The 22,062-nt window shown below is 54.7% G+C and carries 18 protein-coding genes and 1 pseudogene; 14 read left to right on the forward strand and 5 right to left on the reverse strand.

The window, feature by feature from the left end:
* The first annotated feature begins 219 nt into the window (after window positions 1-219).
* The 4 genes from PPTH39_RS07355 (at window position 220) to PPTH39_RS07375 (ending at window position 6,728) form a co-directional block, all read left to right on the forward strand.
* Window positions 220-2,598 (forward strand): hybrid sensor histidine kinase/response regulator, encoded by a 2,379-nt coding sequence (locus PPTH39_RS07355; RefSeq protein WP_095023448.1) that lies wholly within the window; start codon window positions 220-222, stop codon window positions 2,596-2,598.
* 74 nt (window positions 2,599-2,672) lie between these two features.
* The gene (locus PPTH39_RS07360) at window positions 2,673-4,322 is read left to right on the forward strand and encodes an acyl-CoA dehydrogenase family protein (protein ID WP_095023447.1); all 1,650 of its coding nucleotides are present in this window, start codon (window positions 2,673-2,675) and stop codon (window positions 4,320-4,322) included.
* Between the two features lie 230 nt (window positions 4,323-4,552).
* Window positions 4,553-6,025 carry an AMP nucleosidase gene (amn, locus tag PPTH39_RS07370; RefSeq protein WP_153327098.1) on the forward strand — a complete coding sequence of 491 codons (1,473 nt, stop codon included), beginning with the start codon at window positions 4,553-4,555 and terminating at the stop codon, window positions 6,023-6,025.
* Between the two features lie 136 nt (window positions 6,026-6,161).
* A complete protein-coding gene (locus PPTH39_RS07375) occupies window positions 6,162-6,728 on the forward strand; it encodes a pseudouridine synthase (RefSeq protein WP_165446510.1) in 567 nt (188 codons plus the stop codon).
* On the opposite strand, the gene PPTH39_RS07380 is transcribed toward PPTH39_RS07375, so the two are convergent.
* Window positions 6,723-6,932 carry a DUF2788 domain-containing protein gene (locus tag PPTH39_RS07380; RefSeq protein ID WP_016779292.1) on the reverse strand — a complete coding sequence of 70 codons (210 nt, stop codon included), beginning with the start codon at window positions 6,930-6,932 and terminating at the stop codon, window positions 6,723-6,725. The two genes, PPTH39_RS07375 and PPTH39_RS07380, sit on opposite strands and share 6 nt — an antisense overlap.
* Window positions 6,933-7,281: 349 nt before the next feature.
* Window positions 7,282-7,761, reverse strand: coding sequence for an Lrp/AsnC family transcriptional regulator (locus PPTH39_RS07385; RefSeq protein WP_029611209.1), 480 nt, complete (start codon window positions 7,759-7,761; stop codon window positions 7,282-7,284).
* A gap of 415 nt (window positions 7,762-8,176) precedes the next feature.
* Between PPTH39_RS07385 and PPTH39_RS07390 the strand changes: the two genes are divergently transcribed.
* On the forward strand, window positions 8,177-9,013 hold the full coding sequence (locus tag PPTH39_RS07390) for a DUF6515 family protein (RefSeq protein WP_094999408.1): 837 nt from the start codon (window positions 8,177-8,179) through the stop codon (window positions 9,011-9,013).
* An 11-nt stretch (window positions 9,014-9,024) separates the two neighbouring features.
* Here the strand turns inward: PPTH39_RS07390 and PPTH39_RS07395 are convergent, their stop codons facing one another.
* Complete coding sequence (locus tag PPTH39_RS07395) at window positions 9,025-9,927, reverse strand: cation diffusion facilitator family transporter (RefSeq protein WP_094999407.1); 903 nt, start codon at window positions 9,925-9,927, stop codon at window positions 9,025-9,027.
* A 29-nt stretch (window positions 9,928-9,956) separates the two neighbouring features.
* Window positions 9,957-10,376 carry a polyribonucleotide nucleotidyltransferase gene (locus tag PPTH39_RS07400; protein WP_094999406.1) on the reverse strand — a complete coding sequence of 140 codons (420 nt, stop codon included), beginning with the start codon at window positions 10,374-10,376 and terminating at the stop codon, window positions 9,957-9,959.
* A gap of 79 nt (window positions 10,377-10,455) precedes the next feature.
* On the opposite strand from PPTH39_RS07400, the pseudogene PPTH39_RS07405 reads away from it, so the two are divergent.
* From PPTH39_RS07405 to PPTH39_RS07420, 4 genes and pseudogenes are all read left to right on the forward strand, one after another.
* Window positions 10,456-10,875, forward strand: a pseudogene (locus PPTH39_RS07405) (DEAD/DEAH box helicase); the annotation flags it as partial.
* A 277-nt stretch (window positions 10,876-11,152) separates the two neighbouring features.
* A complete protein-coding gene (gene hrpB, locus PPTH39_RS07410) occupies window positions 11,153-13,675 on the forward strand; it encodes an ATP-dependent helicase HrpB (RefSeq protein WP_086795795.1) in 2,523 nt (840 codons plus the stop codon).
* Between the two features lie 137 nt (window positions 13,676-13,812).
* Window positions 13,813-15,432, forward strand: a complete 1,620-nt coding sequence (locus PPTH39_RS07415) for a dsDNA nuclease domain-containing protein (protein WP_086795796.1) — start codon at window positions 13,813-13,815, stop codon at window positions 15,430-15,432.
* The gene (locus PPTH39_RS07420) at window positions 15,429-17,618 is read left to right on the forward strand and encodes a DEAD/DEAH box helicase (RefSeq protein WP_086795797.1); all 2,190 of its coding nucleotides are present in this window, start codon (window positions 15,429-15,431) and stop codon (window positions 17,616-17,618) included. Before PPTH39_RS07415 ends, PPTH39_RS07420 begins: the two co-directional genes overlap by 4 nt.
* A gap of 59 nt (window positions 17,619-17,677) precedes the next feature.
* Here PPTH39_RS07420 and PPTH39_RS07425 read toward each other — a convergent pair whose 3' ends face one another.
* Complete coding sequence (locus PPTH39_RS07425; RefSeq protein ID WP_165446502.1) at window positions 17,678-18,142, reverse strand: helix-turn-helix domain-containing protein; 465 nt, start codon at window positions 18,140-18,142, stop codon at window positions 17,678-17,680.
* A 319-nt stretch (window positions 18,143-18,461) separates the two neighbouring features.
* On the opposite strand from PPTH39_RS07425, the gene PPTH39_RS07430 reads away from it, so the two are divergent.
* From PPTH39_RS07430 to PPTH39_RS23700, 5 genes are all read left to right on the forward strand, one after another.
* A complete protein-coding gene (locus PPTH39_RS07430; RefSeq protein ID WP_169844806.1) occupies window positions 18,462-18,767 on the forward strand; it encodes a hypothetical protein in 306 nt (101 codons plus the stop codon).
* Between the two features lie 144 nt (window positions 18,768-18,911).
* Window positions 18,912-19,640, forward strand: a complete 729-nt coding sequence (locus PPTH39_RS07435; protein WP_086795799.1) for a metallophosphoesterase family protein — start codon at window positions 18,912-18,914, stop codon at window positions 19,638-19,640.
* Window positions 19,641-19,753: 113 nt separating this feature from the next.
* Complete coding sequence (locus PPTH39_RS07440; protein ID WP_086795800.1) at window positions 19,754-20,158, forward strand: DUF6957 family protein; 405 nt, start codon at window positions 19,754-19,756, stop codon at window positions 20,156-20,158.
* Between the two features lie 49 nt (window positions 20,159-20,207).
* Complete coding sequence (locus tag PPTH39_RS07445) at window positions 20,208-20,564, forward strand: hypothetical protein (RefSeq protein WP_003444074.1); 357 nt, start codon at window positions 20,208-20,210, stop codon at window positions 20,562-20,564.
* Between the two features lie 1,335 nt (window positions 20,565-21,899).
* The gene (locus tag PPTH39_RS23700; RefSeq protein ID WP_228795940.1) at window positions 21,900-22,004 is read left to right on the forward strand and encodes a hypothetical protein; all 105 of its coding nucleotides are present in this window, start codon (window positions 21,900-21,902) and stop codon (window positions 22,002-22,004) included.
* Window positions 22,005-22,062 lie beyond the last annotated feature (58 nt).

Here is a 22,062-nt window from a genome sequence, read left to right on the forward strand (position 1 = left end):
GTAAGCCGTTGCCTGGCCTTAAGAATCTTCGGTCTCAGCGCTTATTTAGCTCTGTAATGCCCGTACTAGAGCCTTTGTGATGAATTGTTAGATGGTGTGTATGTGCCATTAATGGCTATGTTAAAGTGCCTTCAAATTATTAACCGGTCATTCGGTCGACGCGATCTCAAAGGGAATATGGGGTTGCCCGCGTCTTCGAGTGAGCTACGTTGGGGCTGTATGCGCTATTTGCTGATGATGTTGTTGGGCTGGCTACCGATGCTGGCCAGCGCAGTCGCTTTTGACGAATCCACACAAAGCCTGCCCTTGGGCCGCGTGATGCAGGTGTTCGAAGACGCGGGCGGCGAAGCGACTCTGGCAGATGTCACCGCACACGGCGAACTGTTCGAGCCCCATACCAAAGACACGCTGAACAAGGGCTACTCGCACTCGGCCTTCTGGATCAAAGTGGATTTGCACTACCAGCCACAAGACCCGCAGGTGCATCGCACCTGGCTGCTGGAGCTGGCATACCCGCCGCTTGATTCCATCGAGCTTTACCTGGCAGACGCCGCGGGCAATTACCGGCTGGCCGAACGAACGGGCGATGCACTGCCCTTCGACAGTCGTCAGATCAAAGAAAACAACTACCTGTTTGAGCTCAACTTCAGCCCGGGGCAAAGCCAGACGGTGTACCTGCGTCTGGCCAGCCAGGGTTCGGTTCAGGCGCCGCTGACGCTATGGTCGGCCCAGGCCTATCTTGAAGAGCAGCCCGTGCGGATTTACATCCTGGGCCTGATTTATGGCGTGTTGCTGGGGATGCTGGTCTACAACCTGTTTATTTACCTCAGCGTGCGTGACACCAGCTACCTCTACTACATCTTTTATATTGCCTCGTTCGGCCTTTACCAGCTGTCGGTCAACGGTGCGGCAGTGCAGTACTTCTGGCCTGACAGCCCGTGGTGGGCCAATGCCTCCACCCCGTTCCTGATTGGTGCATCGGCGTTTTTTGGTTGCCAGTTCGCCCGCTCCTTCTTGCACACCGCCTCCCACAGCCGCTGGCTTGACCGGGCACTGATGTTGCTGATGGGCGTGGGTGCTCTGGTGATGGTGCTCGCACTGACCACCAGCTATGCCGTGTCGTTGCGCCTGGCCACCGGCCTGGCGCTGGCGTTTATTGTCACCATTTTTACCGCTGGTGTGGTGGCATGGGTACGAGGCCTGCGGGTCGCGCGTTATTTTGTGATCGCCTGGTCGGCCTTCCTGCTCGGGGGGCTGGTCAATACGCTGATGGTGCTGGGTTACCTGCCGAACGTTTTCCTGACCATGTACGCCAGCCAGATAGGTTCGGCAATCGAGGTGGGGCTGCTGTCGCTGGCGCTTGCCGACCGGATCAACGCCATGCGTGACCTGCAGGCGCGTACGCTGCAGGAATCGGGACAGAAACTGGCCGCCATGAACCAGCAACTGGCCCGTACCAACCAGCTCAAAGACGAGTTTCTGGCAACCGTTACCCACGAATTGCGCACGCCCATGAACGGTGTCATTGGCTCTCTGGAATTGATCAAAACCCTGGACATGAGCCCTGAGCTGGAGCAGTACACCAAGACTGCGCAAGGTTCAGCACGAGAAATGATGCACATGGTCAATGGCATCCTGACCCTGACCGAACTGCAGGCCGGACGACTGGTCGCGCAACCCCGGCCCTTCAGCCTGAATGAACTGCTGCAGGGGCTGAGCGATCAGTTCAGGCCGGCGGCACGCAGTAAAGGGCTGGAGTTTTCGTACGAAGTGGGCCGCAACCTGCCGGATCAATGGGTAGGTGATGCGGATAAAATTCGCCAGTGCATGGAGTGCCTGCTGGATAACGCGATCAAGTTCACCCGTGAGGGCGGGGTGATTTTGCGTGTTACCGGTAAACCCGCAGAGACCGGGCGCTGGGCGCTGGCGTTCAATGTAATCGACAGCGGCATTGGTTTTGTTCACCAGGAAGAGGCCGAACTTTATCAGCACTTCTTTCAGGTTGATGGCTCCATGACCCGTGAATATGGCGGCCTGGGTATCGGCCTGGCGATTTGCCGGCGCCTTGTGGAACTGCTCGGCGGGCGCCTGACCCACCATTCCCAGCCGGGGCAAGGCTCACAGTTCCAGCTGTTGCTGGAGCTTGAACCCTCGGTGCAAACCCCGTCGCACACGACTCATTCGGCGTTGCAGCTGAGGGCGCCCGGGGAGTGTGTGGTCTTGCTGGTAGAAGGCCCGGAAAACCCTGTGGTAGTGCGCGCCATGTTGCTCAAACTGGGTTATCGCGTGCTCGGCGTTGACACGGGGCAGGCGGCCATAGAAGCGTTGCGCCGCGAGCGGGTCGATGCGGTGCTGCTGGCGTGCCCGTTGGCCCAGGTCTGTGCTACGTCGATGGGCAGCCAGCTGCTGACATTGGCCGCCTGTGCGCAGTTGCCCGTGCTGGCGCTGTTCGAGTCGCAAGCCCAGGCGCAGCAAGCCCGCGAGCAGGTTGACGGGATCACGGATTATCTGCTGAAACCGCTGCGTTTTGAGGACTTGCAACAGACCTTGGCGCAACGCCTGCTGATCGACAATAACGATAAAAACGCCGAGTTTTAGGCGTTTATGCCCCTTGTTTAGCCGCAGATGCGTGCTTCACTGGCTCATTGGTACGATCCCAAGGAGCCCGCGCAATGAACTTGCATCAATACGCAGAAACCCATCAGGTGACCAATCAACCGCCGTCAATGGACGGCGTGAACCTGTACCGCATTGACCTGCCGTTGCAGTATTGGAGCCAGCATTTCGGCGCGGGATGGGCGCAGGCGCGGATTGACGAGTACGGTGCCCTGGCGGGCGGCCCGCTGATGGCTGCGGGTTTTCTGGCCAATGAAAACAAACCGCAGTTTGTCAGCCATGACCGTTTCGGGCATCGGATTGATCTGGTGGAGTTTCACCCGGCTTACCACGAACTGATGCGCACGGCGATTGAGCATGGTTTGCCGTCCTTGCCCTGGGCCCACCCGCAACCCGGTGCCCATGTGGCCCGCGCATCCATGACCTACCTGCACAGCCAGGCCGAAGCGGGCAGCGGCTGCCCCTTGACCATGACCTTCGCCAGCGTGCCGGCCTTGCGTCTGCAACCGGACCTGGCTGCCATCTGGCTGCCCAAAGTGCTGGCCACTGAATATGACCCGCGTAATGTCGATATCAGCCAAAAGGCCGGCGTGACCCTGGGCATGGCCATGACTGAAAAACAGGGCGGCACCGATGTGCGTGCCAATACCACGCGGGCTTACCCCGTAGGGGCCAAAGGGCCGGGGCAGGCCTATGAACTGCTGGGGCACAAATGGTTCTGCTCGGCACCCATGTGTGACGGCTTTCTGACCCTGGCCCAAACCGAAAAAGGCCTGAGCTGCTTTTTGCTGCCGCGCCATCGCCCGGATGGCCGCCGCAACGAATTCTATATTCAGCGCCTGAAGAACAAACTGGGCAATAGCTCCAACGCCTCCAGTGAAGTTGAGTTTCGTGGGGCATTGGCCTGGATGATCGGCGAAGAAGGTCGTGGCGTGCCGACCATTATTGAAATGGTCGCCATGACCCGGTTCGACTGCATGGTCGGCTCCAGTGCCTTGATGCGTCAGGCGCTGACCCAGGCCAGCCATCATTGCGCCCATCGACTGGTGGGCGGTCGGGTGTTGGCAGACCAGCCACTGATGCAGAACGTATTGGCTGACCTGGCGCTGGAAAGCGAGGCAGCACTGGCCCTGAGCCTGCGCATGGGGCGGGCGCTGGACAATCCGGATGACCCGCATGAGGCCAGGTTTTCCCGGTTGGTGACAGCGGTGGGCAAGTACTGGATCTGCAAGCGGGCTCCAGCCATGATCAACGAAGCGGCCGAATGCATGGGGGGCGCAGGTTATGTCGAAGACAGCATCCTGCCGCGCCTGTATCGCGAGGCGCCGGTCAATTCGACGTGGGAAGGGTCGGGTAATGTGCAGTGCCTGGACGTGTTGCGAGCCTTGTCCAAAGAGCCGGGCGTGCTCGATGCGCTGTTTGCCGAGTTGGGCGACGGGCATGGCGATGTGTGCCTGGGGCAGCACATTGTGCAGCTTAAGGCGGCGCTCAACGACACTGACGATATCCAGTATCGCGCTCGCCAACTGACAGAAGACATCGCCCTTGGCCTACAGGCAAAACTGCTACTTGAGGCTGGTAACAGTGATGTCAGCGACGCCTTTATCGCCAGCCGGCTACAGGGCAGCGGCCGGGTTTACGGCACATTGCCGCGGGGTTTGAATGTGGCAGCCATCGTTGCCCGCGCCACCCCGCAGGTTGCCTGAATATCCCCAACCCTGTGGGAGCTGGCTTGCCTGCGATGCAGACTACGGGTTTTATCTGCCAGACCCGGTCGATGCCATCGCGGGCAAGCCCGCTCCCACAGGGATTTGCGTGAGGCAGCCTATATTCTGTTTATCCCCAGCAGCCACAGGAAATCTTCGGCAGGCAATTTTGTAGCTGCCTTTAGCCATCGATACAGGCAAGATAAAAGCCTGCCCGCTCAGAAGACAGGATGCTTATCGTGACCGAAGCTTTTATTGTCGTTTCCACCGCTGAAGAGGCCGTTGACCGGCTTGCTGCCTTGCACGAGCGCGCAACCACGGCCTTGAGCCAGGCACTCAAGCGTTATCTCAAGGATCGGGTTGAACCCTCTGCGCAAGAACGCGCGCTGTTTCGCTACCCCGAACTGCGTTTGACCTACCGTATCAACGGTGAAGTGCCGACCACCACCCGTGCTTATGCCAAGGTCCAGTTACCGGGCACCTACAGTGTGACCGTCACCCATCCCGCCTCTTTCCGTAATTACCTGCTGGAACAGCTGGTGCCCTTGATGCGCGACTTCACCGTTGAAGTAGAAGTCGGCGTCAGTGAGCAAAATATTCCTTACCCTTATGTGGTCGAGCAAGGTGATGAACTGGCCGGCTCCGGCGTTACCGCTGCCGCGCTGGCGCGGGTGTTTCCGAGCACCGACCTGTCTGCTGCCACCGACGGCATCGCCGATGGCCTGTACGACTGGGAAAACACCGATCCGTTGCCCCTGGCGCTGTTCGACGCCGCCCGGGTCGACTTCTCCCTGCGCCGCCTGGTGCACTATACCGGCAGCGACTGGCGCCATGTGCAGCCGTGGATTCTGCTGACCAACTACCATCGCTATGTTGACCAGTTCATCCTCCATGGCCTTGAGCAATTGCGCGACAACCCGCGCTTTGTACGCATGGTGATGCCGGGCAATGTGATCATCGAAAAATCGATGGACTACGGCGAGGCCCAGGCCATCGCGGCGGGGGTGGTGTGGCATCGCTACCAGATGCCGGCGTATCACTTGCAGGCCAGTGATGGTCATGGCGTGACGCTGGTCAATATTGGCGTCGGCCCGTCCAATGCGAAAAACATTACCGACCACCTGGCCGTGCTGCGTCCGCATTGCTGGCTGATGATTGGTCACTGCGGCGGTCTGCGCCAGTCGCAGACCATCGGCGATTATGTGTTGGCCCACGCCTACATGCGTCGCGATGGCATTCTTGATCGGGTCGTGCCGCCGAACATTCCGATTCCGGCCCTGGCTGAAGTCCAGCTGGCGCTGCAGGAGGCTGCCGCACAGGTTACCGGTGAGCGCGGCGATGAGCTGAAAAAACGCCTGCGTACCGGCACCGTACTGACCTATGACGATCGTAACTGGGAGCTGCGCTGGGCTCAGGAACGTCCGCTGATCAACCTGTCCCGTGCTGTTGCCGTGGACATGGAAAGCGGCACCATTGCTGCCCAGGGTTATCGCTTGCGCGTCCCGTATGGCACGCTGTTGTGTGTGTCGGACAAACCGCTGCACAGTGAAATCAAACTGCCAGGTTCGGCCAATGCCTTCTATGAGCGCGCGGTCAGCCAGCATTTGAAAATCGGCATTGCTGCCGTGGACTTGATGCGCAGCCAGCTCAACTCCCTGCATTCGCGCAAGCTGCGCAGCTTTGATGAACCGCCGTTCCGTTGATCGGTGATGGTCATTTAGCGATCGGGGGACTAGCATTGCCAGCCCTGATCGCTAGATAGCCTTTTTTGTCATGTCTCGTCCCGCCCCACGCCGCCCGGCCTCGAAAACCCCCACCGCGCCAGCTGCCAATCGCCGCGTGGCCAAAGCGCCGCCGTCTGATCCCAAGCTGTACCTGTTCAATAAACCCTTCGATGTGCTGACCCAGTTCAGCGACGAAGGCGGGCGCGCCACGCTCAAGGACTTTATCCCGATTCCGGGCATCTACCCGGCCGGGCGGCTGGACAGGGACAGTGAAGGTTTGCTGCTGTTGACCAATGATGGCCAGCTGCAGGCGCGGATTGCCGATCCCAAGCACAAGTTGCCCAAGACCTACTGGGTGCAAGTCGAGGGCGAGCCCACTGAGGAGCAACTGCAGCAGTTGCGCGATGGTGTCGAGCTCAATGATGGCAAGACCCTGCCTGCCGAAGCGCGTGCCCTGGACGAGCCGCACCTATGGCCGCGCAACCCGCCGGTACGCTTTCGCAAAAGTATCCCGACCGCCTGGCTGGAACTAGTGATTCGTGAAGGTCGCAACCGTCAGGTGCGGCGCATGACCGCGGCAGTGGGCTTGCCGACCTTGCGCCTGGTGCGGGTACGCATTGGTGACTGGAGCATTGAAGGGCTGGAGCAGGGGCAGTACCGGGAAGTTCCGGCGCGGCTATAGGGCTCCGGATTCGATCAGGCCGATGACCACGCTTTTGATGATAAACGCGGCAACGCCCAGGCCGAGGACGAAAAACAGGATCATGGAGCCGAAGCGTCCAGCTTTGGACTTCTTCGCCAGATCCCAGACGATAAAGGCCATGAAAATGATCAGCACGCTGACCAGAATCGTCATCATCCATTCTTCAAGTACGGCAGGATCCATCGGTATTCTCCGGCGATATCGTGGGAAAAAGCCGTAGGAGTATACGCCAGGGAAGTGTGGGGATATTGATCTGGGTAGTGAGAGGATGTCGCTACACCCGTAGCAGCTGCTGAAGGCACGAAGCTGCGTTCGATTGTGAAGCAATCGCAAGATCAGAGTGCGCGTTACAACTGAAGAATCGCGTGGGCTGATTTTACGACTGCTTCGCAGCCGAACGCAGCCTTCGTTCCTCGGCAGCTGCAGGAACACTGCAACTGTGGGAGCGAGCCTGCTCGCGAAGGTCGTTCGCGAGCAGGCTCGCTCCCACAATAGGGCTTGACCTGCAACAGAGTATCTACAGGTTCTATTTTTACGTGCGCAAATGGGTCAGCGGCAGCTCGGTGCTGTTGAGCACCTGATTGAGCACAAAGCTCGAACGCACGCTGGTTACGCCTTCGATACGGGTCAATTCACCTAACAGCAGCTTCTGGTAGTGGTCCATGTCGGCAACCACCACTTTCAGTTGGTAGTCGGCGTCCATGCCGGTCACCAGGCTGCATTCCAGCACCTGCGGCAGGGCGCGGATGCAGGCTTCGAAGTTCTCGAAACGCTCTGGTGTATGTCGGTCCATTCCGATAAGCACGTAGGCTGTAAGGCTCAAGCCCAGCAGTTTGCGGTCGAGCAGCGCCACCTGACGGCTGATGTAGCCGTCATCCTCAAGCTGTTTAACGCGGCGCGAGCAAGGAGATGGCGACAGGCCAATACGTTCGGCCAGTTCCTGGTTAGAGATGCGTGCGTCACGCTGCAATTCCGCCAAAATGCTCAGGTCATACCGGTCGAGTTTGCTCACGAAGTTACCCTTTGTCATAACTATTGCGTGAAAGTATCCACCTTAAGTCAAAAATTGCGCAAGTAATGTTTTATCGAGCAATCTTCGCAATCGCCTGCCGCGGCCAAACGCCTATTCTTTAAACCAGAATCACTGCCCGGACATAGAGTCCACTGCGGCCCGCCGAATCAGGCCAGCCGCGGCCGCCAACCCCACAGGGTTGCCCCGGCCCCCGGGCTACGCACTGTCCAGAAGACGGAGCGAGGTGAGCCAACATCACAAGTGTTGAGCCAGGACAGAAAATTCAAGGGGCGACCGACGGGTCGCCCTTTTTTCGTCTGGCAAAAAATAAGTTGCGTTATGCACTGCCTGGCGTAGAACCGCTTCCTGAAACCCCAGTCTTATCTATAAGCCCTGTCCTTCAGTGAGAAACAGCATGAAATCGCGTATCTGGCGTTTGGCTACAGTTGGCGTGCTCTTTGTGAGCGTCAGCGGCCAGGTGTTGGCCGATGAGCGTGGTGATGGCGGCTGGCAAGGTCGGCCACAGGGTGCAGACAATCATCAGCCGCGGCCGAATCAACAAGGTAATAACCTGCCGATCCAGCCGCGCCCCGACAGGGTTCAGCAGACTCAGTCGCCGAACCGGGGCGGCAATCAGAATTGGTATGGCGGCGGTTACGCTCCTGGCCCGAATAACCGTCATCCCAACGACCAGCGCTGGGCCGGTCGCCCGTCCGGGCATGGCAATGGCTGGGGCCCGGGGCCGCAATATCGCCCGGGTAATGTGGTAGAGCGCTTCCCCGGTCAGCACTGGCAAGTGCCGTATCGCGGCCAGAATTACTACTTTTCAGGCGGCTACTGGTATCGCCCTCAAGGCCCGCGTTACATCGTGGTGCAGCCGCCTTATGGACTGCGCGTAGGGTTTTTGCCTGATTACGCTAGGGAAGTGTGGTTTGGCAGTACCTTGATGTTTCTCGCGGCGGGGGCGTATTACGCCTATCAACCTGCAACTCGCGATTACATAGTGGTCCAGCCGCCGACGGTCTACCAACAGCCCGCGAGCAACAACTATGAGATGGTGGCTTACCCGATGAACGGTCAAAGCCCGGCCCAAATCGGTCAGGACCGTTATGACTGCTATCGCTGGGCTGTGGAGCAAAGCGGCTTCGACCCTGCCAAGGCGACATACGCCCCAGCGGCGCAAGTGGTGCAAGCCTATCGGCAGGCGCAGGGCAGTTGCCTGAGCAGTCGTGGTTATCAAGTGACGTATTGATCTGAAGCCTGCTACGGAGCCTTGCTCAGCCTCGGTTTGACCACTTCCTTCGGGTCTGCATGCACCAGTACTTCGGCCCGCGGATAGACCTGTTCAATGGCTTCAGCCGCGCGGTCACAGATGCTATGGGCTGCGGACAACGTCAGTTCACCCGGCAGCTCCAGGTGAAACTGCACAAACCAGGTATTGCCCGAGATCCGTGTGCGCAGGTCGTGGGCGCCGAGCACGCCGGGCACGCTGCAGGCCAGATTCAGCATGTTTTCACTGACATCCGTGGGTAACTCCTGATCCATCAACACGGCAAAACTCTCACGGGCGATCTGCAGTGCGCTCCACAGGATATACACCGCAATCCCCAGGCCAAACCAGGCGTCCAGCTGCGGGAAACCTACACTGGCCAGCACCAGCGCCAGCAAAATACTGCCATTGAGCATCAGGTCCGAGCGGTAATGCAGCGAGTCGGCGCGCACCGCGTTGGACCCCGTGGCCTTGATCACCCGGTGTTGCAGCACCAGCAGTGCCACGGTCATCAGCAACGAAAAGACAATGACGCCAATTCCGATCCACGGTGCGCCTACCGGCTCCGGGTTTTTCAGCCGTTCCACTGCCTGAAAGGCAATCAGCACTGCACTCACGCCAATAAACAGCGCTTGCGCCATGCCCGCCAGGGACTCGGCTTTTCCGTGACCATATCGGTGATCCTCATCGGCGGGACGCAGCGCGTAATGCACGGCCAGCAAATTGAGAAACGAAGTTACGCCATCGAGCAGCGAGTCGGTCAGGCCGGCGAGCATGCTGATCGAACCACTGAGCCACCACGCGATGGCCTTGGTTACGATCAACAGGCTGGCCACCGCCACTGATGCGCGGGTAGCCAGACGTAACAGGCGGGCGTGTTCCGGGCTGCTGGTCATGGTGCTTTCCTGATGAATGATGACGTGCTTCAGGCTGCTGGCTGCAAGCCATACATAGCCAGTTGCTGGGCACTGCCCCGGTGCTGGATCAGGCGTGGATCGTTCAGCGGGAAGCTGCGGCCCAGTTCGCTTTCAAGGATGGCCTGGAGCTTGGCGTTATCCACCTTGCCGTCTGCGCCGATGGCTTCGCGCAGTTTTTCCGGGGCGATTTGTGCGGTCTTGCCCGGCGGGAAATAAATTGCGCCGGTGGCGAAGTCGACACCGAAGGCGATCAGCCCCGGGATCACATAAAACAGCAGGCCCACGGCATCCAGTACGACGATCATGGGGTCGATCTTGCCGTCGATCTGGCCGCGGCGGTCTGGAAAGAAAATACTGCCGCAAGCAGTCAATTGGGTGAACAGTGCCGCAACCACGACACCGCCGATTACTCGCGAAGGCATACGCATACTTAAAACCTCAAACATGTTCAAAGGACTGGATCATTACTGTTCGCCGTTATACTCGCCGCTCTGTTCTGGAGCCACCATGATTTCTTTGCCGATTGATGAAGTTTTACCTGCACTGCGCCTGGCCCTGGCCGAGCGCCATGAAACCGTGCTCGAAGCGCCGCCCGGCGCCGGTAAAACCACCCGTGTGCCGCTGGCCCTGCTCAACGAGCCCTGGCTGGCCGGGCAGAAGATCCTGATGCTCGAACCCCGGCGCCTGGCGGCCCGTGCGGCGGCCGAGCGGCTGGCCAGTGAACTGGGTGAAAAAGTCGGCGAAACCGTAGGTTACCGTATACGCCTCGACAGCAAGGTCGGCCCCAACACCCGTATCGAAGTGGTCACCGAGGGCATCCTTACTCGACGTCTGCAGCACGATCCGTCGCTGGAAGGGGTGGGCCTGCTGATTTTTGACGAATTCCATGATTTGCTGATTGGTTCGCTTTTAGGCATTTTCTTGTCAGGCTTTAAAGGCAACGCCCACAAGGCGTTGCCTGCTTTTGCTCTTGCTTGAAAGTCAAAGCCCACAAGGCTTTGATGCTCCTGCTCCTGCTCCTGCTCCTGCTCCTGCTCCTGCTCCTGCTCCTGCTCCTGCTCCTGCTTTTGCCCTTGCTTCCGCTCTCGCTATTCCTATCTATAAATCGTGCGCTTAGGTAGCTCACTGATCCTGACTGGCACTATCAAGTCTAAATCATCACTCAACGCCCAGCGTATACTGCTTCCCTGATTTGGGAGCCTTGATGATTTCTCTACCTATTGACCTCGTATTGCCAGAGCTAAGAGACGCCCTGGCCAACCGCAATGAAGTGATCCTTGAAGCGCCACCTGGTGCGGGTAAGACCACCCGAGTGCCTCTGGCGTTGCTGAACGAACCTTGGCTTGGTGGCCAGAAGATCATCATGCTTGAGCCCCGTCGATTGGCTGCTCGGGCTGCTGCTGAGCGATTAGCGAGTGAATTAGGTGAGAAGGTTGGCGAGACGGTCGGATACCGCATTCGCCTTGAAAGCAAGGTAGGGCCGCGCACCCAGATCGAAGTGGTCACCGAAGGTATCCTGGCTCGCCGTCTCCAGGATGACCCTGCGCTGGATGGTGTGGGAGTGGTCATCTTCGATGAGTACCACCTGCGAAACCTCGACTCCGACCTTGCTTTGGCCCTTTGCCTGAGTGGTCGCGAACTGCTGCGCGATGAGCCTCCGCTGAAACTGCTTCTGATGTCCGCAACACTTGAAGGTGCTCGCCTTTCAAAGGTACTGAATGATGCGCCTGTCGTCACTAGTGAGGGGCGGATGTATCCGGTCTCAACGGTTTGGGGCAGTCCTTATCAGCCGAGCGAGCGAATCGATGCGCGAGTAACGGACACCTGCTTGGCAGCCATCAACGAGCAGTCTGGAAGCGTTCTGGTTTTCCTTCCTGGACAGGCCGAGATTCGGCGGGTGGCAGAGACCCTCAAAGAGCAACTGAGCAACCGCCCAGAGGTGATCGTATGCCCGCTGTACGGAGATCTCGACCTGAACGCACAGCGTGCTGCGATAGACCCTGCACCAAAAGGCTCCCGAAAAATCGTGCTGGCCACGAACATCGCCGAGACCAGTTTGACCATCGAAGGGGTGAGGGTAGTGGTGGATAGTGGTCTTGAGCGAGTACCGAAGTTCGATCCTCGCAGTGGGATGACCCGACTCGACACACAGCGTATCTCGAAGGCCAGTGCAACTCAGCGTGCGGGGCGGGCAGGGCGTTTGGAGCCAGGTGTCTGCTATCGCCTGTGGTCGGAGTCCCAGCACGAGCAAGTGGCTGGTTACAGCACCCCTGAGATCCTGCAGGCGGATCTTGCAGCCCTGGCTCTCCAGTTAGCCCTGTGGGGAATGAAGCCGGAGGAAATGACCTGGCTCGACCAACCTCCAACAGCTCCCTTCGCTCAAGCCAGAAACCTGCTGAAGCGACTGGGCGCACTAGACGATTCTGGGCAGCTCACACAACACGGATCAGCCATGAGCGAGCTTCCAGCGCATCCACGGATCGCTCACATGCTCATCAAAGGCAACGCGATGGGGCTGGATGACCTGGCGTGCAACATCGCGGCGCTATTGGGTGAGAAGGACATCTTGCGTGGAGCTGGCGCCGATCTTCATACCAGGCTGAATGGCTTATCAGGCGAGCAACATTCACGTCGAGGTAGTGGCTCCTTCCAGCGGGTGAAACAGTCAGCTCGGCAGTATCGATCCATATTACGTGGAAGGGCCTCCAGCCCTATCAGCGAGCCCGATCACCCACGATGGGTAGGGTGCTTACTGGCGTTCGCCTATCCCGACAGGATCGGCCTCCAGAGACGTGCAAGTGCATCTGAATACCGTCTCTCCAATGGGAGGGCTGCTGTGTTTTCAGAGCCCGATGCTCTCACTAAATATGAGTGGCTAGTAGTGGCTGACCTGGGTAGCCGGCAAGGTCAGCGCGAGGAGCGGATCTACCTGGCGAGCGATCTCGATTCGGCTTTGTTCGATGACGAGCTGGCTGACCTTGTAAGGTCAGTCGATGAGGTTGACTGGGACGAGAGGGAGGGGGTACTCAAGGCTGAGCGGCAACTCAAGGTGGGGCAGTTGGTACTGTCCGCAACCCCTTTGCCAAGTCTTGATGAGCAAGCTCGTTCGCTAGCCTTGGTCAATCTGGTGAGGCGCAAGGGCATCGAGCTTCTGCCTTGGAACCCTGAGTTGCGCCAATGGCAGGCGCGGGTCAATCTGCTGCGTCAGTTGGATATCCAAAATGACCAAGCAGAAAGCAAGTGGCCTGATCTCAGCGATACCAACCTTCTGGACACGCTGGAAGAATGGCTCGCACCGTACCTGGGCAAAGTCTCGAGGCTCAGCCACTTCAGCCAACTGGATCTGTCATCGATTGTCAGGAATCTTCTGCCTTGGCCGCTTCCACAGGAACTAGAGACACAGGCACCTCAGACCATCCAGGTGCCATCTGGGTCGAATATCCGAATCGACTATTCGCATCATTCTCCGATATTGGCTGTAAGGCTGCAGGAGCTTTTTGGTCTGTCAGAAACACCTCGGATTGCCCAAGGTAAACAGCCCCTGACGTTGCATCTTTTGTCGCCGGCGCGGAGGCCTGTACAGGTTACCCAAGATCTAGCCAATTTCTGGCGTAGCACCTACGTGGAAGTGAAGAAGGATCTTAAAGGCAGATACCCGAAACACTACTGGCCCGAAGATCCATTAGTGGCTGAGGCGACTGCCAAAGCCAAGCCCAGGAAGTCCTGACTTTCGGGCCAAATCAGCCTCACGTTAAGCCCGCTTTTTCTCCTCACGTCGCAGGCAAAATAGCCTAAGGCCATTAGGCGTGGACGCCACATGTCTTTTCCCATAGCCTTGGGCATCAAAAATCATGGAAGTAGGTGATGGACTCAAGCAATGCGGGGGGCGTAGCAGCCAAGCTTGGATTCTTGTATCAGGACTGTGCGGCGGCGCTTTTCGTAACCCAGATGCTACTCAACAAGAAGATCCAGGCTGTCAGATGCGAAGTTACAGACGACATCGATATCCTATACGATACTCATACTGAGTTCGTTCAAGTTAAGACTTCTGACAAGCCTCGCTGGTCTATTAGCACGGTTACAAGTCGTACTCGTGGAGCTGATAAAAATCTTATTGCCAACAGTTCAATTGTACACAAGTCGATGCAGTGTGCATTCTCGCCTATTGAGAAATGCAAGTTTCGGATCTTATCTCCTAGAGACTGCAAAGCGCCACTCGACTACTTAGAAATTGAGCTCTCAAAGCGAGACGGTAAGCCTGGCCGACAAAGCCTGATCGATGAGCTCGACGTAAAATTGCGAAAATATATTGCGCCAGCAGGCAATTCTATATCCGACTGGGTTGACTCGTGTTCGTGGGAGGTAATACCTAGCTTAAGGCAAATAGAACTTACAGGTCTTAGTAATATCAGAAATGCTGCCCTTAATCTGTATGGCGTAATTCTAAGTTCGGATTCAATGGTTGAAAGTATCTGGGTTAATATTTTAGTAGCTATGACTAAAATAAGTGCACTCGATAGGCGTGTGTACGTTGAAGATGACAAAACCTACCATAGAGATAATTTTCTTGCTTGGTTCAAGGCCGAGGTCTTGTTTTATGATCGCGGAAATTCTCATTGCAAAGTTTATGTTCATCGCAAACTGCCAGATATCTTAATTCAACTTCAAGCGCCTTTTTTAAGTTCGATTCCAACCAGGAATGGGGTGGCCCTACATCAGCGTTATCAGATGGGGCAGTACCGCTATGAGCACATCGCCAAAAATATTTGTTGTTGGTTTGACGAGCTCCTGTTGAGACCAGGTGAAATTGCTGACTTCATCAGTTCGACTGCTACGGAAAAATACAAATTATTGAGGTCACGTCTCGCTGATAATGCCAGAGACCTTGAGCGGTTTCTTGGAAATGCATTGCTGCATTCGGTCATGAGGCTAAGACATAACAGTCAGCCTATTCCGGCTACCCTTTACCTTGATTCTAAAGATGAAATGCGGGTTTTTGAGAATGTTCACATCGTACAGCGTGCTAAGGGGGGTGATGAGTTATGGCTTGGCATCAGCAAGTTAACAAAAGCCAAGACGTTATCACAGGTTTTAAATGATCTTAGAGATACACTGTACAATGATATTGTAAGCGGTCTGGACGGAGTTAGAGAAAAGGTTCTGGATGTTAAGGAGGACTCATATCTACTTAATCACGATATCGATGATATTCTAGATACCAGTAATTCGTTTGAAGATCATTTAGAACGCCTTCGATTTGTAATTTTTTTCGGCTATGAGTCAAGTTTTCTCACTATTCCTGAGACTAAAGGTCATGAGGCTGATCTGTACCAGGAAGCTTATGACCTCTTCGTTGATTTTATTTCCGATATCACCAAGAGTCCGGAATATTCACAATTTAATTTCGAACTCTATCTCTATCCTGCCCCAAGCTTTGACGACTTATGTGGGTTGGTGGAAAAGAAAATGAGGGATGACATGTGAACAGGGTTTACGACACAGCTCGGCTTCTGCTCGAAACAGAAGGAACATCGGCATTTAGCTATCTTCATGCTGCTGACAAGCTGTTGTCGAATCCCGTTTCATTGCATATGGGTAGGGATTTAGTTATCCGAGCCTTGGACGCTAGGCTGAAGTTTACGAACTATACGCCTTTGCTTCGCAACCTGGTACGCAAGTCTGGGCTGTATCCGTATTTGAAGAAAGAGTTTCAAGAAGTAACGGTCAGCGAAAAAGCGGCTTTAGGGATCTATCAGACTCCATTTTCGGATGAAATTGTTTTCCATTCAATGCAGTTTCAAGTTTTTGAACTGCTTCGATCTGGACGCAACGTTGTTCTAAGTGCACCGACCAGCATGGGAAAGAGCGCAATTGTAGATTCGATAATTGGCTTGGGAATAGTGAGTAGAGTGGTTCTAGTTGTTCCTACTATCGCGCTAGCCGACGAAACGCGCAGGCGCCTTCAGGAGCGGTTCGGCGAACTCTATCAAATCATCCATCACAGTTCTCAGGAAGCGAATGGTGATAAGGTGATTTACGTTCTCACGCAGGAAAGGGTTAATGAACGACAGGATATTTTTGGAATTGATTTCTTCGTAATTGATGAGTTCTACAAGCTTGCATTTCAGCAGCGGGCCAGTGGGAAGATAGACTATGAAAATGAGCGAGTTATCGAGCTTAATATCGCTTTGAGTAAGCTGTTGAGGGCATCTAAGCAGTTTTATATGACCGGGCCTTTTATTAACAGTGTGACAGGCTTAGCGAGTCTCGGCTTCGAGTATACCTTCATCTCCTCCGATTTTAATACCGTGGCTTTGGATGTTGAGTCCTTCGACCTGTCTCCTAATGATGAGGAAGGTAAAGAGGAAGCGGTTCTCTCTATTGCAGACCTGTGTCGTGGTGAGGCGACAATAATTTACTGTAAGTCTTCTGCTGTTGCTGGAGGAGTTGCAAGGTCTTTAGTCAAGTATGGGTTTGGTACTGAGTTTCATAGCCCTCATCTCGACTGGGTCGCCCAAGAGTACGATTCTGATTGGGATTATTGTGTCGCTCTACGAAGCGGAATCGGTCTTCACTTTGGGGGGTTGCCGCGTGCTTTGCAGCAGTACACTATTGATCTTTTTAATCGGGGGGAAATTAACTACCTTATTTGTACTTCGACGATAATCGAGGGGGTGAATACGATTGCAAAAAATGTTGTGATACATGACAACAGGGATGGCAATTTTAGCATTGATAAATTCACACATGGCAACATCAAGGGGCGCGCTGGTCGCATGGGTGTCCATTTCGTAGGAAAAGTTTATTGCCTAGAGGCGATTCCCCAGGACTCATTCAACCAAGAGGTGGATATCCCTCTCGGAATTCAAGATGATACGACGCCAATGAATCTTCTAGTTGGCGTTCAGCCTGAGCATCTTAGTGATTACTCTCAGTCTAGATTCGAACGAGATGAAAATATCGATGAATTTGGTGTGGACTTGTTGAAGCGCCATAGCTCATTCACTCTGGAGGCATTCAGAGAGTTGTATTCTTCTGTCGAGATGTTATTTGAGGAATCCTTTCAGTCGACCATCTTCCATTGGATGCCTTCAAGTGAGTTTCTCAATGTTTTGGCTGAGGCACTAACGAGTTTCCAATCCGGCGCGCTTCGCCGAGTGCGTATCCCAACTAAGAATAGTTCGGTTATCCATGCAAAACTCACAAGTTATCTGTATACCCCTCAGTACGCAGAATACTTTAAGTCACAGATTGTTCAGTCGAAGGCGCGCTTAGAGAAGGGCGAGGTCGATAATCTTTCCACATGTATTAATGATGACCTCAAGGTGGTGGTCAATATTCTGGGGCACACAGTTCCAAAGCTACTCGGTATTCTTGAGGATGTCGTTAAGTTGCATGCTAAAAGGCGTAATATTAATGCGAAGATTGATTATTCAAAACTTCGTGGGGTTTTTGAACATTACCACCTCCCATCTGGCCTGGCTGGCTTGGAGGAAATGGGCGTGCCGGTACAGACGCTCCAGAGGCTCAACACTCTCATGGATGCCCCTCATGACCTAGATGTGGATGAGATGGCTCAATACCTAAGAAACAACGAAGACCGTTGGCGTGGCTTGGGCACTGTGGATCGTTCCTTTTTGACGAGGACGCTTTATCCAAGCTCGAGATGATTGTTTACCGGTTGGCAGTTGATGGAGCGTGGCGCAGTCAAAGGTCAGCCCCCGAAGGATCAATCCTTCTGCCAATACCGCTGAACCGTCGATGTGGGCAGGCCTAGTTCACGGGCAGCTTCCGCTTGGGTCTTGCCCTGCTTTCTCAGGTTAATCACGGCACTGACGCTCTGGGCGTTCGCTCGAGTGCCACGACCGCGCTTTTTCAACGCGCCATCCTGCATTTGATCCTCCATGATATTGAGCCCCCCCGACTCTATGAAGCAAAGGAGTTCCTTTTGCGCCTTTTTCAACTCGGACTCGGGAGATTCTTTGTCACGGATCGCCAAGCACAACGCCATGAGCGTAAGAAGGTTGATGCCGAGCGTCTCGGCCACTTTTACAAGGGTCGGTAGCGTAGCCTGGATTTTCCCTTGTTCCAGCAAGCTTAGGTTGCTCTGGCTGATAGTCCCTGCTAGGGCTTCATAACCTAATCCTTTCAGTTTCCGAATGGTGCGTAGGGTGATGGCTAGCTCTTCCTTCATGTTCAGTATCTCAAAAGGAAGAATAGAGCCACAGTCGTGTAGGCCTACCAAATATCATCTGTTGTTATTGGTGGGCTGCCTCCTTATCATGTCCATTCAATGGGCGGCGCGCTGACCCGCAAATTGGGGATGCTTCAGCAGCTTCCCTATCTGGCTGCCAAATGTATTAGCAGCGTTTATCTAGAGGATCGCCTTGAGCTAAGCCGATCAAAGGTTTGGCAGGGCAAGGACTGGGTTTTTTACCGTGTTTGTAACTTATAACAGTGAGCTGCAGGGGCAATTTAAAGCGCCGGAGAGTGTTCGGATGCTCTGGAGATCAGTGGACATCAGTCGTTGTGAATACTCATTTCTGATCGAAGGCATGGGATGGGAGGATGGATGCATAGGCCCGGTTGCGCATCTCGTCACGGATGTGAGCACCATCCAAATGATGCGCGCAGCAGAGGTTGGTAATTTCCTGAGCGTGAGCAAAATCCATCTTATCCAGCCGCCTGCAACGAATAATCAGGGCTCATACACCATGGAGCCCCTATCCGATATTCGGATTCAGGCCGGTACCGAAAGGAATCCGGTCTACGAGTTCGTAACGGATGTAGGCCGGATCTACACGAGCGCAAGGCAATGAAGTTCCATGATCAGGAGGACACATGGCTGTGACTCTGGATGATGCCACTTAATCTTTTTACGGCGCATCAGCGGTCGCACTAGGCTGGCATGGAACTGCGAGCGGGCTCGTTAGCTACTACCGCTACATAAAGAGAAAAATGCTATGAAGCTGCAAATTTATTCAGATTTGCATAACGAATTCTCGCGATTCGAACCTCCTACCAGCGATGCGGACGTAGTGATTCTCGCTGGCGATATTGATATCAAATCGCGTGGAGTCTCATGGGCGAACGACACATTCCAGTGCCCTGTTATCTATGTGTGTGGCAATCACGAGTATTACGGTGGGCACATAGGTCACACACTGCGAAAGATGAAAAACGCTGCATTGCCCCATGTGCATGTACTCGAAAACGAGATGCTCATTCTCGATGGCACACGCTTTTTGGTCACAACTGCCTGGACGGATTATTCGTCTACGGGTGATGTGGTTGCGGCAAAGCGCGTTGCTTGGGATTCGATGAACGATTTCTTGGTGATTCGAGCCGACTTGGATTACAGGCGCTTACGTCCAGACGATTTGGTCGCTAAATCAATGAGGGCTCGCCGCTGGTTAGCCCAGGAACTCGATAAACCCTTCGACGGTAAAACCGTGGTGGTCACACACCATGCACCAGTGTTGGATCATCTGGGTGACGATCATCCCGGACATCTGGCTGCAGCCTATGCGAACGATTGGTCAGAGTTACTTAGCAAGGCTGATCTTTGGATACATGGGCACACGCATTTTGCAGCAGACTTTTTCAGGAATGGGTGCCGAGTTGTTTCCAATCCGCGGGGTTACCCAGGTCAAAGCACAGGCTTCGATCCTGAGTGCTTGGTGGTGGTTTGAGGGTAAATAGATCTCGTCAGTGTCCTTCATTGGGCTCCGAGTTGATAGATCAAAATTAGCGGGTGTGAGCTTGCTCGAACGGTTGATATTTAGTGTGAATCTAAGGTTTTTGAATGGTCACTTTGAATGAAATCTCGCAGTTACTATACGGAACCGGAGAGGAATCGCCTGGCTGGCAGGACTCTGAAGAAGGACTGATCTCTTTGGCAGCAAAGTCTTTCCCTGGCAAAGCCTTCTGTGTGGTCAAACAGTGGATTTTGATCGATCTCACTGTGACGCCTGAGGAAAGGGAAAAACTGGCGAAGCTCGGTTTACTCCCGGCAACTCTATACGCTCACGAAGTCGTCCTAGACAGTAGAGGCCGCTTTCAGCCTCGGATGTGGGTGCGCAGCAATTTTGGCGTGTCTTTTAGCCAGGGGTGCATGTTTGAAACCAAAAGTACGGTCTACCTTCTCTGGGGATCGGGCCTGAGAAAAGAGGCCAGCGTGGCGACTGCCTTTTCGATGAAGGCAGGGTAAGCGATGCTCTCCGACAATTTAAACAGAGTCGTTTTGGAGCTTGGGTTGGATGCCTGAAGTAATTGAGCTGGAATTTCATAGTAAAGATGTCAGCGAATTTCAGCTGCACCGTTTGGTGCGAGCAAGCTTTCGCAAATACACGGTGCCTGTCACGGCATTCATCAGCGACGCTTTTATTGCAGATGACACATGCGTCGGGGTGTCCTTCGACCATTCGAAGCGTGACGATGCATACCACAGGGTGGATGGTTCCATTCTTCTCACAGGTAAAATTCAGTCAGCGAGAAAAGAGGGCCGGTTTTGGTTGCTCGAGACTCAAGATGGTAATTACGTCATCACTAGCTTCAGGCGAGACCTGGGCAGAGCTAGCTTTTTGAAGCTTCTCCAGTCCGCCGATAGATCCTAATCGGTAGTATGAAAGCCATCATTTGATAACCTGGTAGGGCCGTGTCATATGCCAGATGAACGATGGTCAGTCGTTAGGGCAATAGCCCATTTTGACGAGTTGCTCGACCAGGTGATCACGACTCGCAAACCAGTTTTCGTTGATGGAGAACGCAGGACTGCGGTGTTCATTTCAATGGAGGAGTGGCTGTCGATTCAGGACAAACTCATTGCTCGAGCTCCCTCAAACCTCTGAACTTTCGCTTGCTAGGCCTCTTACGGTTTTAGTCTGCTGCGCTCCGAGTCCACCATGCGGAGCGCTTCAAGCGGCATCTGTCCTGTAACGCTCGCCTTAGCTCAGTAACCGAGCTCGTTCAGCAGCTGTTGCAAAAAAACCACGGCGCCTACGAATCGCGCACAGGATTAGATAGTCGCGGTCGGTATCGGTTGTTGAAATATGCCCGGCGTCCACCAAGCCATGGATGTAGCCTTCAGCTTTTCCTCTCGCCTCCAGCAGGGCTTCGATGGAAGTGCTTTGAAAATGTCGCCAGCAATGAGCTGCCACCGCTTCTTCTGGCGGTTCCCAACGGGGTCGTCGGAAAATTTCGGTGCGTTGATAAGTGTGTTGAAATCGGCAAGTGCGTCAGGTGTGTTCAAAGCGAATTCTCGGAACGGTGATAACTGAGTTGAGGCTATCATGCGCACACTAAGTCGCTTGTTGTTAGCTGGTTTTTGTAGGCGCTGGCGCGAAGGGACGACTTCAATGATGGTGCACGCTATCGGTGGCACCTTTGAACATTGCGGAGCGTACAGGCAGTGTTATTCAGCGATTACATTCTTAGCCCGGAGTTGGTATGGGATATCTCAGCCTAGAGGACATCTACCCGGATGACGTACACAAATATGGCCATATGCGGGTAGGAATGACCGATCTCTACGTTAAAGACAATCACGCCGCTTATGGTGTGGTGACGCGTGGCGAATGCCGCGAGCTGACCAGTAGGTTACTGCGTGACGAAACAGTGCAAATGATCGTTAGCGCTAATCTCGCCGCATTGCCAGAGGACTACGATCCGTGGATTAGGCGGATCGAACGCAATCGCGCCTTACACGCTAGGTATAGGGACAAATTCGATCCATGGGGAGACGACAGACCTTCATGAGGGCTTCGGCGAAGCCCGTATAGCGGTTCGTTCCAAGGATTATGGGGGCGGCTACTGTTGGCTGGAACGTGCGCATATCCTTACGTAACGTCGTACCCTCTTGCATACATAATCCCATGTTTGGATGTTGCGCGTAGGCATCATGACAGGTGGGGTTTCGGGAAGTTTTGGTACAAATAATACGCGTATTTGCAGTGCTGCTATTTTCTAGAGTATGGGTGCCTTGGGGGAACACAGGTCGTGCCAAAATAAGCGCTTTTCAGTTGATGCCTCTCTCCAAAACCGAAATCTCTTCTTGACGAAGATTGACCCGCTGACGATCTTTTGAGTAGTTGCCGCATCCTTTCACCCGCATGG

This window comes from Pseudomonas bubulae (assembly GCF_900618535.1).
GTDB lineage: Bacteria > Pseudomonadota > Gammaproteobacteria > Pseudomonadales > Pseudomonadaceae > Aquipseudomonas > Aquipseudomonas bubulae.

What these genes read in the sequence shown, in the direction of transcription:
- PPTH39_RS07355 (WP_095023448.1), top strand. Translation starts at nt 220, where the DNA reads ATGCGCTATTTGCTGATGATGTTGTTGGGCTGGCTACCGATGCTGGCC.
- PPTH39_RS07360 (WP_095023447.1), top strand. Translation starts at nt 2,673, where the DNA reads ATGAACTTGCATCAATACGCAGAAACCCATCAGGTGACCAATCAACCG.
- amn (WP_153327098.1), top strand. Translation starts at nt 4,553, where the DNA reads ATGCTTATCGTGACCGAAGCTTTTATTGTCGTTTCCACCGCTGAAGAG.
- PPTH39_RS07380 (WP_016779292.1), bottom strand. Translation starts at nt 6,932, where the DNA reads ATGGATCCTGCCGTACTTGAAGAATGGATGATGACGATTCTGGTCAGC.
- PPTH39_RS07390 (WP_094999408.1), top strand. Translation starts at nt 8,177, where the DNA reads ATGAAATCGCGTATCTGGCGTTTGGCTACAGTTGGCGTGCTCTTTGTG.
- PPTH39_RS07395 (WP_094999407.1), bottom strand. Translation starts at nt 9,927, where the DNA reads ATGACCAGCAGCCCGGAACACGCCCGCCTGTTACGTCTGGCTACCCGC.
- PPTH39_RS07400 (WP_094999406.1), bottom strand. Translation starts at nt 10,376, where the DNA reads ATGCGTATGCCTTCGCGAGTAATCGGCGGTGTCGTGGTTGCGGCACTG.
- hrpB (WP_086795795.1), top strand. Translation starts at nt 11,153, where the DNA reads ATGATTTCTCTACCTATTGACCTCGTATTGCCAGAGCTAAGAGACGCC.
- PPTH39_RS07415 (WP_086795796.1), top strand. Translation starts at nt 13,813, where the DNA reads ATGGACTCAAGCAATGCGGGGGGCGTAGCAGCCAAGCTTGGATTCTTG.
- PPTH39_RS07425 (WP_165446502.1), bottom strand. Translation starts at nt 18,142, where the DNA reads ATGAAGGAAGAGCTAGCCATCACCCTACGCACCATTCGGAAACTGAAA.
- PPTH39_RS07435 (WP_086795799.1), top strand. Translation starts at nt 18,912, where the DNA reads ATGAAGCTGCAAATTTATTCAGATTTGCATAACGAATTCTCGCGATTC.
- PPTH39_RS07440 (WP_086795800.1), top strand. Translation starts at nt 19,754, where the DNA reads ATGGTCACTTTGAATGAAATCTCGCAGTTACTATACGGAACCGGAGAG.
- PPTH39_RS07445 (WP_003444074.1), top strand. Translation starts at nt 20,208, where the DNA reads ATGCCTGAAGTAATTGAGCTGGAATTTCATAGTAAAGATGTCAGCGAA.